The sequence below is a fragment of the Pseudanabaenaceae cyanobacterium SKYG29 genome, from assembly GCA_025055675.1.
Lineage (GTDB): Bacteria > Cyanobacteriota > Cyanobacteriia > Pseudanabaenales > Pseudanabaenaceae > M5B4.
In genome coordinates this window covers 150,773-164,261 of sequence record JANWWT010000002.1, presented here as the reverse complement: position 1 = coordinate 164,261, position 13,489 = coordinate 150,773, and the positions used below count along the sequence as shown (strand labels likewise).

Annotated in this window: 13 protein-coding genes; 2 read left to right on the top strand and 11 right to left on the bottom strand. The window is 50.7% G+C overall.

The genetic code is table 11. The features are described from left to right. Nucleotides 1-15 precede the first annotated feature (15 nt). Complete coding sequence (locus tag NZM01_05510) at nt 16-2,718, top strand: cation-translocating P-type ATPase (protein ID MCS6959487.1); 2,703 nt, start codon at nt 16-18, stop codon at nt 2,716-2,718. Here the strand turns inward: NZM01_05510 and NZM01_05505 are convergent. From NZM01_05505 to NZM01_05485, 5 genes are all read right to left on the bottom strand, one after another. After that, nucleotides 2,705-2,869: a hypothetical protein gene (locus NZM01_05505; GenBank protein MCS6959486.1), complete on the bottom strand. Its 165-nt coding sequence runs from the start codon at nt 2,867-2,869 to the stop codon at nt 2,705-2,707. The two genes, NZM01_05510 and NZM01_05505, sit on opposite strands and share 14 nt — an antisense overlap. Before the next feature lie 71 nt (nt 2,870-2,940). Beyond that, nucleotides 2,941-4,881 (bottom strand): cation:proton antiporter, encoded by a 1,941-nt coding sequence (locus NZM01_05500; GenBank protein MCS6959485.1) that lies wholly within the window; start codon nt 4,879-4,881, stop codon nt 2,941-2,943. A 52-nt stretch (nt 4,882-4,933) separates the two neighbouring features. Continuing rightward, complete coding sequence (locus NZM01_05495) at nt 4,934-5,572, bottom strand: 1-acyl-sn-glycerol-3-phosphate acyltransferase (GenBank protein ID MCS6959484.1); 639 nt, start codon at nt 5,570-5,572, stop codon at nt 4,934-4,936. 20 nt (nt 5,573-5,592) lie between these two features. Continuing rightward, on the bottom strand, nt 5,593-6,063 hold the full coding sequence (locus NZM01_05490) for a YlqD family protein (GenBank protein MCS6959483.1): 471 nt from the start codon (nt 6,061-6,063) through the stop codon (nt 5,593-5,595). Nucleotides 6,064-6,085: 22 nt separating this feature from the next. Continuing rightward, nucleotides 6,086-7,171, bottom strand: a complete 1,086-nt coding sequence (locus NZM01_05485) for a GGDEF domain-containing protein (protein ID MCS6959482.1) — start codon at nt 7,169-7,171, stop codon at nt 6,086-6,088. A gap of 112 nt (nt 7,172-7,283) precedes the next feature. Here NZM01_05485 and dacB point away from each other — a divergent pair, with 112 nt between their 5' ends. Beyond that, a complete protein-coding gene (gene dacB / locus NZM01_05480) occupies nt 7,284-8,570 on the top strand; it encodes a D-alanyl-D-alanine carboxypeptidase/D-alanyl-D-alanine-endopeptidase (protein MCS6959481.1) in 1,287 nt (428 codons plus the stop codon). On the opposite strand, the gene NZM01_05475 is transcribed toward dacB, so the two are convergent. From NZM01_05475 to plsX, 6 genes are all read right to left on the bottom strand, one after another. Then, nucleotides 8,527-8,775 (bottom strand): replication restart DNA helicase PriA, encoded by a 249-nt coding sequence (locus NZM01_05475; GenBank protein ID MCS6959480.1) that lies wholly within the window; start codon nt 8,773-8,775, stop codon nt 8,527-8,529. The two genes, dacB and NZM01_05475, sit on opposite strands and share 44 nt — an antisense overlap. Nucleotides 8,776-8,974: 199 nt before the next feature. Next, complete coding sequence (gene sds / locus NZM01_05470; protein ID MCS6959479.1) at nt 8,975-9,958, bottom strand: solanesyl diphosphate synthase; 984 nt, start codon at nt 9,956-9,958, stop codon at nt 8,975-8,977. Between the two features lie 84 nt (nt 9,959-10,042). Further along, nucleotides 10,043-11,194 carry a lipid-A-disaccharide synthase gene (gene lpxB, locus NZM01_05465; GenBank protein MCS6959478.1) on the bottom strand — a complete coding sequence of 384 codons (1,152 nt, stop codon included), beginning with the start codon at nt 11,192-11,194 and terminating at the stop codon, nt 10,043-10,045. Continuing rightward, a complete protein-coding gene (locus NZM01_05460; GenBank protein ID MCS6959477.1) occupies nt 11,191-11,487 on the bottom strand; it encodes an acylphosphatase in 297 nt (98 codons plus the stop codon). Before NZM01_05460 ends, lpxB begins: the two co-directional genes overlap by 4 nt. A gap of 48 nt (nt 11,488-11,535) precedes the next feature. Continuing rightward, complete coding sequence (locus NZM01_05455) at nt 11,536-12,489, bottom strand: ketoacyl-ACP synthase III (protein ID MCS6959476.1); 954 nt, start codon at nt 12,487-12,489, stop codon at nt 11,536-11,538. Then, on the bottom strand, nt 12,486-13,469 hold the full coding sequence (plsX, locus tag NZM01_05450) for a phosphate acyltransferase PlsX (protein MCS6959475.1): 984 nt from the start codon (nt 13,467-13,469) through the stop codon (nt 12,486-12,488). Before plsX ends, NZM01_05455 begins: the two co-directional genes overlap by 4 nt. Nucleotides 13,470-13,489 lie beyond the last annotated feature (20 nt).

Sequence of the window (13,489 nt, the reverse complement as noted above, 5' to 3'; positions counted from 1 at the left end):
AGCCCTCTCCCCCCTATGCCCCAACCCGCTTGGTTTAGCCTCCCCGTTTCCGATGTTGTGCACTATTGGCAAACTGACCCCGATCGGGGCTTGGATTACACGACTGTCCCCCAACGGCAAAGGGAGTTTGGTAAAAATGAATTACCCCAGGGCAGCACCCGCTCCCTTCTGCGCATCTTCTACGAACAATTTACCAATGTCATGCTGGTTCTGTTGTTGGGAGTAGCGGTGGTGTCAGGGGGCTTAGATTGGTATGAGCAGGAATTTCCCAAGGATGCCCTAGCGATTCTGGCGATCGTGTTCCTCAATGCAGCTTTGGGGTTTGTGCAGGAGAGTCGGGCAGAAAAAGCTTTGCAATCCCTCAAACAACTCTCAGCTCCCCTTGCGCGGGTGGTGCGGCAGGGCATAGTTCAGGACATCAAGTTCCCCGAAGTTGTCCCTGGAGACATTATCCTGTTGGAAGCGGGTATGCAGGTGGCTGCTGATGCCAGACTCATTGAAGCTGTCAACTTACAAGTGCGGGAAGCTGCCCTCACAGGAGAATTTCAGCCCATCACTAAAGACAGTAACGTAGTCTTCCCCTGGGATACGCCAATTGCCGATCGCCTCAACATGGTCTATCAGGGCACAGAGGTAATCCAGGGGCGCGGGAAGGGAGTTGTGGTAGCTACGGGTAAGCAGACTGTTTTAGGACAGATTGCCCAATCCTTGGAAACTGTAGAAGCAGAACCCACCCCCCTGCAACGCCGTATGGAACAGCTCAGCCGTGCTCTGGTCACAGGGGCATTGATTTTAGTGGGAATTGTTGTTGCAATTGGGGTTATGAAAAGCGGTGTTTTGGGGTCAGAAAACTTGACCTGGAGCAGGTTTTGGCGGGAGAGCAACCTAGAAATTCTCCTCAATACTTCCCTCAGTATGGCAGTGGCAGTTGTGCCTGAAGGCTTGCCGGCTGTCGTTACGGTTACCCTCGCTTTGGGCACCCAGAGGATGGTAAAACGCAATGCTCTCATCCGCAAATTGCCCGCTGTGGAGACCCTTGGCTCGGTCACGGTCATCTGTACGGATAAAACAGGAACACTAACCCAAAACAAGATGGTAGTGGACACGATCGTGCTGCCCCAGACGACAGCCCTGGTGACGGGGGAAGGCTACCAACCGACGGGCAAATTTGTGGTAGAGGGGCTGCCCCTGACTGAATTCAGTGACCACTTTACCTACCTGTTCTACGCCTGTGCCCTCTGTAATGACGCGCGGTTACAGTTCGAGAAAGATTGGCAGGTTCTGGGTGACCCGACAGAAGGAGCACTGTTGACCCTAGTGGCTAAGGCAGGTATTGACCCCGATCGCTTACGCCAGCAATTCCCCCGCCGCCATGAGATTCCCTTCACTGCTGAACGCAAACGTATGTCCGTATTCTGCCCCCCCTATATTTTCACCAAGGGTTCGGTGGAGAGTGTCTTAGACTGCTGCCAATTCCTCTACACTGACCAAGGGGATGTAGCAATTACCCTCAACGATCGGGAAACAATTTCCTGGCACAATGAACTACTAGCGCGGCAGGGAAAACGGGTATTGGGGGTTGCCTATGCCACTGACCGGCAGGATTTGCAGGAGGAGGGGTTGACTTGGTTGGGTTTAGTGGCTATGCGGGATGCCCCCCGCCCAGAAGCAAAAGCTGCGGTTGCCCTCTGTTACCAAGCCGGTATTCGCCCCATTATGATCACGGGAGACTATCCCACCACTGCCCAAGCGATCGCTTTAGAACTCGGTATCCTCCAAGAAAGCCAGCCCCCCATCACAGGCAAAGAACTAGCCACTATGGATATGACCCAACTCCGCCAGGTAGTTGCCCACCACCAGGTATTTGCCCGCGTCAACCCTGAACACAAGCTAGCGATCGTGCAAGCCCTACAACAAAATGGCGAATTCGTAGCAATGACAGGGGATGGCATCAACGACGCACCCGCCCTCAAGCAAGCAAACATTGGTATCAGCATGGGCATAGCAGGAACAGACATTGCCAAGGAAGCCAGTGACATGATTTTGCGGGATGATAATTTTGCCACCATTTTGGCGGCAGCGGAAGAGGGCAGGGTAGTCTATGCCAACATTCGGCGATTCATCAAATACATCCTGGGGAGCAACATTGGTGAGGTCTTGACAATTGGGATGTCCCCCCTCCTAGGCTTACCTGATGTCCCCCTGACCCCCTTGCAAATCCTGTGGATGAATTTGGTAACAGATGGCTTACCTGCTCTAGCCTTGGCCGTGGAACCAGGGGAAGCAGACATAATGAAACAGCCACCCATCAACCCCCAGGAAAGTATCTTCGCTAGAGGACTGGGCAGCTATATCATCCGCGTTGGTATTGTCTTTGGCTCCCTTACAATTGCTTTGATGCTGTGGGCCTATGCCACTCCCTCTGCCCACTGGCGCACCATCGTCTTTACCACCCTGTGTCTAGCCCAGATGGGGCACGCTCTATCCTGCCGCTCCGATCGCTACTTACTCTTCCACCTCTCCCCTTGGGGTAATCCGTTTTTACTGGGAGCCGTTATCTGCACCACCGCTCTACAGATTTTGCTCCTCTATGTACCCGTCCTACGGCAATTTTTCGGGACTGAGGTCTTGAGTTTAGGAGAGTTGGGTCTCTGCCTGGGGGCAAGTGTAGTGATATTCCTCACGATCGAGGCGGACAAACTCCTTAGGAAGGGATAACAGTGACTGCCTGTCTATTCCCCGTGTTGCGAATGCCCACCACCATATAGGTTTTGGCATCCCTAGAGAACTTGGCACCTACTTTGAGGGGGGTTTCCAGCACAACCGTACCCAAAAAGCGCTGATGGGTATCCATCATCAGGTATTGCATAGAGATTGTCCTTAAATGTGTGAGCGGGTCTATGATTATATCCTAGCAGGAAGATAATTTCCAGTATCCACCTACTGGGAGTTGCGGTTACGCTTGAGGATTTCCCGCGCCATGTTGAGGTAGTCCTGCTCCCCTTCCAGGCGAGGAATGGTGACCGATTGCACATCGATCGTGGGGGCATCTAGGTCGAAGGTATCAGGGATGGTGCTGATCGTACGGCGGTCATTGGGCAGTAAATTGGGGCGATGCACAAGATACAAAATGCGGTCGCCCTCCATCCAGGTAATATTGGCGGGGACGATTTCTAAACGATCGTTCCGTTCATACATCAGGGGCAGGAGGAGATTAGCAGTGTAAAAAATGTTGAATTGGGAGAGCTGGCGATCGATATCTTTGCCTAGCACTACTTCTCCTAATTTGCATTCCTGTTGATTGATATACTGATTCCAGGTTTTAATCGGTACACGGTAACCAAAGGCAGGGATAATATCACTCATTTCTTCCACTTGAGGGGGATAGACAGCAAAAACGCGGGAAGGGCGAAACTCCTCTAGGGCGCGCTGGGCTAGAACCAGGTTGACATCGGTATTGACAGTCAGGGCAATGAAAGTCCCTACGCCGTCCAAACCAGCGGAATTAAGAGTATTGACATCTAAGCCACTGCTGACAAAAGCAGGAATATTATTTTCCTGGGCGCGGCGGCAGGAGTCAGGGTTAGTATCAATGACAGCGACCTTTTTCCCCCGCTCTTTGCAAATACGGGCAAGAAAGAGACCTAAATCGTTGGCACCGACTATTACTAAATTGGACAAACTAGGGTCATCCTTCAACCGTAGCAACTTTGCCACCCCACTCGCCGTTAATCCCTGCAAAAATACAGTCATTAAAATCGTCAAAAACACCTGGGCTTTCACTGCTTCCCCCCCACTGATGCCCCTTTGGGTCAATAACAAAGAAAAGAGAGAAGCCACGGAAGCTGCCACGATCCCCCTAGGAGCACACCAAGCTAAAAAAGCCTTTTGCCGCCAATTCAGATTACTATTCCAAGTACAGACCAAGACACTCACAGGACGAATGATAAACATGAGGGTCAAAACCGTGTAAACCCCACCCCAGCCCAGAGCAAACAAACTGGGAATCGACAAATTAGCTGACAGAAGAATGAAGACCACAGAAATAGTCAAAAGAGTTAGTTGACCCTTAAACCGCAACAACAATCTTTCATCGGGAATGGCAGCCGCTCTGACCATGATCCCTGTTAACACCGCCGTTGTTAAACCTGACTCACTTTCTATCGATTGGGCTAAACCTGCTAAACCGAGTACCGCTGCTAGGACTACGGAACTCTTGAGGTCATCGGCTAAAAACTGCGATCGTTTCAAAAACTCCCCCAGGATGTATCCCCCCACAATCCCGATCGCTCCTCCGATGCCCAAGCGGGAGATCAATCCCTTGACAACCTCAATAGCACTGGCATCCCGATTCAAGACCACATTCAACACTGCCACCGCCACGATCGCCCCCACCGCATCAATCAGCACCCCCTCCCCTTCCAAGAGCGTGCTCAAGCGCTTATCAACACCAATATTCTTCAACAGGGGATTGATGACCGTTGGGCCTGTGACCACCACTAAAGAGGCATAGAGGAATGCCAACTGCCACGGAAATTCACTGAAGTAATGGGCAGCTACTCCCCCCCCCACTAGGGTAAACAGAGCACCGATGGTAACTAGATTGCGCAAACTGCCCGACACTCTGCCCAAATCCTGCAACTTGAGGTTTAGTCCCCCTTCAAACAAAATTAAAGACACAGATAGAGAGACAATCACTTCCAGTCCTGTGCCTAAATCCTGGGGGCGCACCCACCCCAACCCATCGTTACCCGCAATAATGCCAAAAATTAACAGAAAAACAATGCTGGGCAGCTTCAGATAGTTAGCAATAACCTGTGCTAGTACCCCAGAACCGATCGTGATTATCATCATTGCTGTTAGCTCTGGGGCGTTATCCATGAGCAGGCGTACTAGTTATACCCAAGACTTCCTCCTATAGTAGCATTACCTATCATCTACCCAGATCATGGAACCCATTGATGATCTGTTGACAGGTGTGGGCAAGGGCTGCCAGTTCCGCCCGATCAGTAGTTTTAGGGGGAGGTAGCAATTCGCCAAAGCGGACAGTGACGGGGGCAAGGCGCGGTACCTTGGCTCCCTTGGGCAGGATGGCATGGGTACCCCAGAGACAGGCAGGCAGGATAGGCACTTGGGCTTTAGCGGCAATCAACATTGCTCCCAGCTTAGGTTCTGTAATTTTGCCATCGAGGGTGCGCGTCCCCTGGAGAAAAATTCCTGTTGCCCAACCCTGGGCTAGAAATTGCAGTGCCCTACGAATAGCTTGACGGTCAGATTCTCCCCGCCGCACAGGATAGGCACCATAGAGGCGAATAGCTTCCCGCAGGACAGGAATACGGAACAGTTCCTCTTTTGCCATAAAAGCAACGGGACGACCAACACAGTTAGAAAGCAAAGGAGGGTCAAAATCGCTAGCATGATTGCTTACTACCACAAACCCTCCCCGTTTTGGCACGTGCTCTGCCCCATAGACCCGCCCCCGCAATAGACCGTAGAAAGTGGGTGCTACCACTGACCACTTGAACAGGTGGTACATAAACAGATAGAAGGGCGGCTCGCGGCGATCGGACAACTCCTCTGCCATGGTTTTAGTTACTGAAAGACAGAAGGAAATCCCACTTTAATATCTTCTACGACACCATCCCTAAGTACCACATCTACTTGCATCAAAGCAATCAAGTTATCCCCCTTGCCCACAGGGAAGAAGCTCTCCAGTTGCCCCTGGTTAACTTCCTGTTCTAGCTCCAATACTTGCACCTGATTTAGTTGTTGCAGTAGTTGATTTTTTTGTTGTAGTACCTCTGTCTTCTTTTGATTCATTTCCACACGAATACTGTCAATCTGGCGCTGCACTTCGATCGGGATGGGCTTTATAGTCTGCCGTTCAATTTCTGTAATAGCACGGTTGCCTTGGCTGTCGATTTGTTGAATTTGGCTATCGCACTGGGCAATCATTGCCTGTAATTGCTGTTGCATTTCCTCTTTCCAGCGGGGGGTGACAATGACTTTAATGTTGACAGTGCGCTTGAGCAGCAGTTGGTTCGCAAAATCGATGGAGGTCATAGTTAGTCCATGAAACACCCTGCTAATCATACCCGTTTTTGGCAATTACAACACAGTTTCTCCCCCGGTGTTTGGCTTGATAGAGGGCGCTGTCTGCCCGCTGAATTAGTTGATCGATGCTAATAGTATCACTATCCCTCGCTGCTACCCCCACACTGACTGTGTATTTGATGATGCTGTCCCCCAGCGGGATCACCATCTCCTCTACCGCTTTGCGGAGACGCTCGGCCACACACTCTGCCCCCAACCGATCGGTTTCCGGTAATAGGATGGCAAATTCTTCCCCGCCAAATCTAGCCATAATATCCGTATGGCGCACAACCCGTACAATCAATTCCGCCAGGGCAATGATGGCTTGGTCACCGATCGGATGCCCGTAATTGTCGTTGATCCGTTTGAAGTGGTCAATGTCGACTAGTAGTAAGCTTAGAGGTCTATGATGACGTTGGGCAAGAGCTAGGACCCTGTTAGCACAATCCAAGAAATGACGGCGGTTAGCCAGTCCCGTTAAGACATCCTGATTTGCCTGCTTTTCTAAACTCTTCTCCAAGAGAAAGCGCTGCCGTCGCGCCCGATCGGTCAGTAGTCCCAACACACAAAACAAGAGACAAGTGGCTAGCAGGAAAATGTTAGCATTCAGCCAGAGAAACCGATCGGTGCGATTTAGCCACATCACCACATTGGGAATTACAAAGAAACCAAAGGCACTGATACTTAAAGTTGCTGATGAGGGGGGAGGAATTACCGCTAAAACTAGCGGGAAAAAAGTCAAGGCGGTTGTGCCATAGAGAAGACCAGAGTTGAGGGAAATCAGAATAATAGATTGGGCGAGATGGCTAATTAAGGCACTAGTATAGCTCAGCAAAAAAGTAAATCTATGCAGGCGCGGTAGGAAGGATAGAAAAAATATTGCCAGGGAAAAACTAGCGGCTATCCCGCGCTTAAATAGGGTAGAATTAGCTGACTGCGGGTCGATATAATAATCCCAAAAAACAAAGCTGAGGAGGAAACAACAGTTAGCTAGGCAAAGAAAACGTGCGACCAAAAGATTCCTTTGGCTTTGAGCATAAACATACTCTGCTTCTATAGCAGGGCTAAAGGTCAGCATACCCCGATACTACCCATGTCTATAATTTGTATATCACACCATTCAATAGCGTAACTTGGCAAAAACTTGCTGATAATTTATCATAAATTTCTCTAATATCTAACTACTGCCGATGCTGAAATACTTCTGGCTATGGTTACTGCTCAGTTGTCCCAGTTGGAGTATATGTCCCCATCAGCTATCAGCCGAATTGCAACGACAGTGGTCAGAATCGAGTGCCCGATTAGGGATAGTAGTGCGCACTAAAGATCAAATAATCGTTGACCTCAATGGGGAACAAGCTTTTATTCCTGCTTCCCTGCAAAAATTGTTTACCACTGCCGTAGCTCTCCGCAAATTGGGGCCAGAATTTCGCACCAATACTACTCTCACTGTTCAGCCTGACGGTAGTTTACAAGTTAGAGGCGGTGGAGACCCTAGTTTTAGTTCCCCCCATGCTCTACCTGCTCTCGTTGCCCAGATCAAGCCAGGCAATATACCCATAACCAAAATCGAGATAGCAGGGGAACCCTGGGGACCACCCCACGGCTATGGTTGGGAATGGTCTGACCTCAGTGCCCCCTATGCCCCCCCTATCGGTGGTCTCGTTATCGATGGCAACATTTTGCCCTGGCGGTTAGACCCTAGTTTTAGTTGGCAATACCCCGATCGAGCCCTCAATTGGCAGGTGGAGAATCGCGTGCAACTGGGCACAACAGATACTCTGCAAATAAAAGTGCAAGGGCAAAAGTTAATCCTAGAGGGGACAATTCCCAAAGCGATCGAGTACGCCACACCTATTCCTGACCCCCAACAACAATTTGTCAATTTGTTGCACGCAGAATTACAGAAACAGGGTTTAACAAAGGTGGAGCCAGGGACGGCAATCCTTTTTTCTCCTCCCCTCACAGAACTGATTAAAACTATTAACAAGGAGAGTGACAATCTCTACGCTGAGCAGGTTCTCAGACTACTGGGCAGACAATTTCGTCAGCCAGACCAGGACTACGAAACTACGGGGAGAGAAATCGTTAAACAATTTGTAACCACAGAGGGTTTCTATATTGCCGATGGATCAGGCTTATCCCGCCACAACCAGGCCACGCCCCACCAAATTGCTGCCCTCTTGCTCCAGATGACCCCCAATCCCCACTTCCGTAACAGCCTGTCCCAGGCAGGTAAAGATGGCACCCTCGCCCACCGCCTATCCCACCTCTCTCTCCAAGCTAAAACAGGTACCTTACGGGGCATCAGCGCTCTGGCAGGCTATCTTGCTCCCCCCCGCCATCCTCCTTTGGTGTTTGTCGTCATGGTTAACCAGAGTCTACTCCCTAGGGAGCAACTGCGCCAGAAAGTCGATCAACTAGTTACCACGATCAATGACTTAGAACTTTGTGAGCGATCGCGTCCCTCATCTTGACAAATAAGCGCTTTTTGCGCATGTAGAGGTAATCAGCATCCGTACCAGGGGCATGGAATTCTACCACCTGTCCCGTCTTAGTATCCAGGATCAGCAAGTAGTCACACACCTCACACTCCGTCTTGACCTGACCTGCTAAAGGTAAATGATGCCGCTCGGCATAGGCACCACAATTCGGACAACGCACCATCTCTACCAAAGCCATAATCCACCTCCCCGCTTAAAAATTTTTATTAAAAAGCAACGTTTCTAAACAGTTATTTAGAACAACTATAGTAGCCGTATTATAGTTTATGCAATTACGTTATTTTTCCTTCTCCAGGTATAGGCTCTATGCCTTGAAACCCGCTCGCTAGTGGTAAATGCTACTCTACGTAAGTAATCACGCAATTCTAAAGAAAAGATTAAAAAATCCGATCGAGATTAAATTCTGCCAAGCCAATTAGAGATTTTTTGTAGGGGGACTGGGGCAAAAACTCCAGCGCTTGCACGGCTAGTTTGGTATGCTGCTTTGCCAGTTCTTTGGCGCGTTCAATCCCAGAGCTTTGTTCAACTAAAGCTAGAGCAGCAGTGAGGTCGAGTTCTTCTTTGAGCTCGCGGGCAATGAGAGTATGGAGCTGGGGCTTTTCTTCCAAGGCAAAAATGACGGGGGCAGTGAGGTTGCCATCCTTAAGGTCAGAGCCAGCGGGTTTGCCTAAAGTTTCCGTGGAGCTGGTGAAATCTAAAATATCGTCCATGATCTGAAAGGCAATGCCAAAATGCTTGCCAAACAAATAAAACTGTTCACATTCCCCAGGGGAACGATCGCTCAGTACCGCTGCTGCCTTACAACTCCCCGCCATAAGGGAGGCTGTTTTGTAAAAACTTTTTTCTAAATAGTCGTTGAGGGTGATGGTCACATCAAAAGCAGTCAAACTCTGGCGAATTTCCCCTTCCGCAAAATCTTTGATGACTTTCGATAACAGTTTGACAACTTCTAAATTGTCGAGATTTGCTAGATACCAAGAAGATTGGGCAAACAGAAAATCCCCCGCTAAAACCGCAATCCGATTGCCAAAATAAGAATTAACAGTAGGAATGCCCCGCCTCACTTCCGACTCATCGATGACATCATCGTGAACAAGGCTAGCAGTATGAATCATCTCGGTAATTTCTGCCAAACGGCGGTGACGGGGAGTAATATCCCCTGCTTCCATAGTTGCCCTGGAAGTCAACAGCACTAGGGCAGGTCGTAATCCCTTCCCCTTTGCTTCAAATAAATGCTCGGCTGCGGCACGTAAAATGGGATGGCTAGCTCCCACTAGGTCTTTGAGGTTCTGGGTCAATAGCTGTAGATCGTCCTGCACAGGTGCGAGGAGGTCAGCGATCGTTACAGTTCTAGAACCCATAGCCATTTACATATCTTCATACCAATTGTAAAAGAACTTGCCTGTCCTGCCGATGGGTTTAGGCGAAATCTCCCCCAGGGGGTACTAGAGCATAGACAAAATCGCTTGAGCGGCTTGGGTGGTGGCAGTGCCATCGCCTAATTTGCTTTTCACGACTGCGTATTGTTTTAGCATCTCCCCCCGTCGCTGCTCGTCCTGCAGTAATGCCAGGCAGGTGTGAGCAATTCCTTGGGGCTCTACTTGTTCCTGGAAAAATTCGGGCACTACTTCTGTCATCAAGACCAGGTTGACAGGAGACATGAAGGGAATCTGGAAGCGGAAAATGCGGCGGGCTACCCAGGCGGTCAGGGCACTGACACGGTAGAGGACAACTTGGGGTACACCCAGCAAAGCAGTTTCTAGGTTCACCGTACCAGATTTGGACAGAGCGAGGTCGGCAGCCCGAATAGCGTGATGGGCATTCTCCACTACTTGGATGGGCAGTCCAAAGGCAGCAATTAGACCTTCCACTTGGGGGCGGTAGCGGGGGAGGGAAAGGGGCAGTAAAAATTGCACCGAAGCTAATTGTTGGCGCAACAGGCGGGCTACCTCTAGCATCACGGGGAGTAGAAAGTAAATCTCCTGGCGGCGGGAGGCGGGTAAGAGGGTCACGACCAGGGCATCAGAGGCAATGCCCAATTCCCTACGACAAACACCCCGATCGGGTACCTGTGCCATCATCTCCACCAGGGGGTGCCCCACCCAAGTTACATTTACCCCCTTGCGGCGGTAATACTCTGCTTCAGCGGGGAAGACAGCCAGGATGCGATCGGTAAACTGCGTAATTAGCTGGGTATTGTTGCCAAACTCCCACACCCATTCCTGGGGGGCAATGTAGTACACAATGGGGACAGCAAAATTACGTTTGAGGAATTTCCCCATCGCGAGGTTGGGGGTGACATAATCAATGAAGACTGCTAAGTGGGGAGGGTTTTCCCACAGTTTCTGTCTGACTTGCTGTTGTATTTGAAATGAAGGAACAATAAATGGGAGCGCTTCTAGTAAGCCAATGGAACCGATCGTTGCCGTATTACCCCACAGGGTTACGCCCGCCCTAGCCATCTTTTCCCCCCCTAACCCTGAGATCGTCAACGGCATATTTTTTGCCTGGGCTTCCCGATACAGTGCTTGGGCTAGTGCCGCTCCCTGTAAGTCCCCCGACACTTCCCCTGTACTAATAAAAATCCGATAGGTCATCGGCGAATTTCAAAACGATAAAAGACCCGATCGGGGACAGGGACATATTCCACTTTTTCGACCTTAGACTCCCTAGTGCCCTGATAGCACCACTGGATCATCGCTTCCACCTGGGCGCGACTGCCGGCAAACATAGCTTCTACCCTGCCATCGGGTAAATTTTGTACCCAACCCGTTACCCCTAATTTCTGTGCCATGCGTTGGGTAGCGTAGCGATAGCCCACTCCCTGGACTTTGCCACTGATCCACACTTGATAGACAACGCGGTCACTCATCAGCTGAACTGGACTCAATCAAGGCTCTACCACTACCCCCAAATCCGTAGTATAGGATAACACAGGCTATCCCCACTGAAATAATATCCCCCCCCAACTCAAGCCCGCCCCAAACCCTACTGCCATAATCTTATCCCCCGGTTTAATTTGTCCTGCCCGCACATACTCAGCCAAGGCAATGGGAATAGAAGCCGCTGAAGTATTCCCCACCTGGGCAATGTTACTGACCATCCGGCGGGGTTCCACCCCCAACCGCTCTGCTACGGCATCAATGATGCGCTGGTTTGCCTGATGTAAGATGTACCAGTCAATCTCTTGGGGTTGATGGTTGGCTGCCTGGAGAATTGCCTCGATCGTTTCTGGCACCTTTGTCACGGCAAAACGATAGACTTCCCTGCCGTTCATGTAAATAGGAGCAAAACAAGCCCGATCGGGGTCATAGGGCAAATTCAACAGTTCATAGCCCTTGCCATCCGTTGCCATCGCAAAGCCTAGGAGACTCTCCCCTGCCCCCTGACTGACCAAAGCTGCCCCCGCCCCATCCCCAAACAAAATACAAGTACGGCGGTCTTGCCAGTCCACCCACCGCGAGAGTACATCTGCCCCAATTACCAAAATATGGCGATATGTCCCCGCCCGCACAAATTGTGCTGCTGTAATCAGCCCAAAAACAAATCCCGAACAAGCGGCTGTTAGATCAAAGGCTACCGATCGGTTTGCCCCCAACCTTTGTTGCACCTGGGCGGCTGAACCAAATAGATCGTCGGGAGTAGAAGAAGTGAGCAAAATCAAATCCAGCTCCTGGGGAGCGATACCAGTGCTAGTCAAGGTCTGCATCCCCGCTTCTACCGCTAGTTGCACCAGAGCATCGGGAGACTTAGCTGCAATTCGCCGTTCCTTGATGCCCGTGCGCGTGAAAATCCACTCATCGGATGTTTCCACTTGTTGCGCTATCTCATCATTGGTAATTACCCGCTGGGGAAGCGCTGCCCCATGTCCCCAAATTCTTACCCCCCTCATTGATCAAGGGCTTCTTTTAGTTGTTCCAGGAGTCGGTTTTGTACCGCATCCCGTGCTACCCGCACGGAGTGATAGAGACCCGTGGCTTTGGAACTGCCATGCCCAATCACACAAATCCCCGCTACCCCCAACAGCAAGCCGCCGCCATATTCGTCGTAATCCATTCTTTCTTTTACTTTCGCTAGATTGGGTTGGAGGAGGGCGCAACCTAACTGACCGTGCCAACCCCTAGGTAGCTCTTCTTTGAGAATTTGCATTGCCACCAAGCCCACTCCCTCGGCAAACTTAAGGAGCACATTCCCCGTAAAACCATCGCAGACAATCACATCAAACTTACCCGACATCACATCCCTGCCTTCAGCGTTGCCCGCAAAGGGTAAATCACTCTCCCGCAACATCTGGTAGACTTGCACTGCTAAATCATTGCCTTTGACTGCTTCTTCCCCAATGTTCAGTAAACCCAATCTGGGGGACTGCACCCCCAAGGCTAAACGGCTAAACAACACTCCCATCGTGGCGAACTGATAAAGAAACTTAGGACGGCAATCCACATTTGCTCCCACATCCAATAACAACACAGGTTTGTGGGGAACTAGTGTCGGTAGTAATGCCCCGATCGCCGGTCGATCAACTCCCTTCAACCTACCTAATTTCAGCAAAGCTGCTGCCATTGCTGCCCCTGTATGCCCCGCTGAGACCACTGCCTGGGCTTCCCCCTGTTTCACTAAGTCCATGACTACATTGATGGAGGCTTGGGGCTTTTTGCGCAGCGCTTCGAGGGGCTCCTCCGCCATACCAACTTGTTCCTGGGCAGGCACGATCGTGATGCCTCTGACCTTGGGAGGTAGATACTGCTTGATTTGCCCTTCCTCCCCCACTAGGAGAATCTCCACACCCAAACGATCGGCTGCCAGCACTGCCCCCGCCACTATTTCTTTGGGAGCGTGATCGCCCCCCATGCCGTCGACTGCAATCCGCACTGAGACTTTTCTTGAACTGC

Bases quoted from the DNA above. Each gene is read 5' to 3' on its own strand.
- NZM01_05510 (MCS6959487.1), top strand. From the start codon at position 16: ATGCCCCAACCCGCTTGGTTTAGCCTCCCCGTTTCCGATGTTGTGCAC.
- NZM01_05505 (MCS6959486.1), bottom strand. From the start codon at position 2,869: ATGCAATACCTGATGATGGATACCCATCAGCGCTTTTTGGGTACGGTT.
- NZM01_05500 (MCS6959485.1), bottom strand. From the start codon at position 4,881: ATGGATAACGCCCCAGAGCTAACAGCAATGATGATAATCACGATCGGT.
- NZM01_05490 (MCS6959483.1), bottom strand. From the start codon at position 6,063: ATGACCTCCATCGATTTTGCGAACCAACTGCTGCTCAAGCGCACTGTC.
- NZM01_05485 (MCS6959482.1), bottom strand. From the start codon at position 7,171: ATGCTGACCTTTAGCCCTGCTATAGAAGCAGAGTATGTTTATGCTCAA.
- dacB (MCS6959481.1), top strand. From the start codon at position 7,284: ATGCTGAAATACTTCTGGCTATGGTTACTGCTCAGTTGTCCCAGTTGG.
- NZM01_05475 (MCS6959480.1), bottom strand. From the start codon at position 8,775: ATGGCTTTGGTAGAGATGGTGCGTTGTCCGAATTGTGGTGCCTATGCC.
- sds (MCS6959479.1), bottom strand. From the start codon at position 9,958: ATGGGTTCTAGAACTGTAACGATCGCTGACCTCCTCGCACCTGTGCAG.
- lpxB (MCS6959478.1), bottom strand. From the start codon at position 11,194: ATGACCTATCGGATTTTTATTAGTACAGGGGAAGTGTCGGGGGACTTA.
- NZM01_05455 (MCS6959476.1), bottom strand. From the start codon at position 12,489: ATGAGGGGGGTAAGAATTTGGGGACATGGGGCAGCGCTTCCCCAGCGG.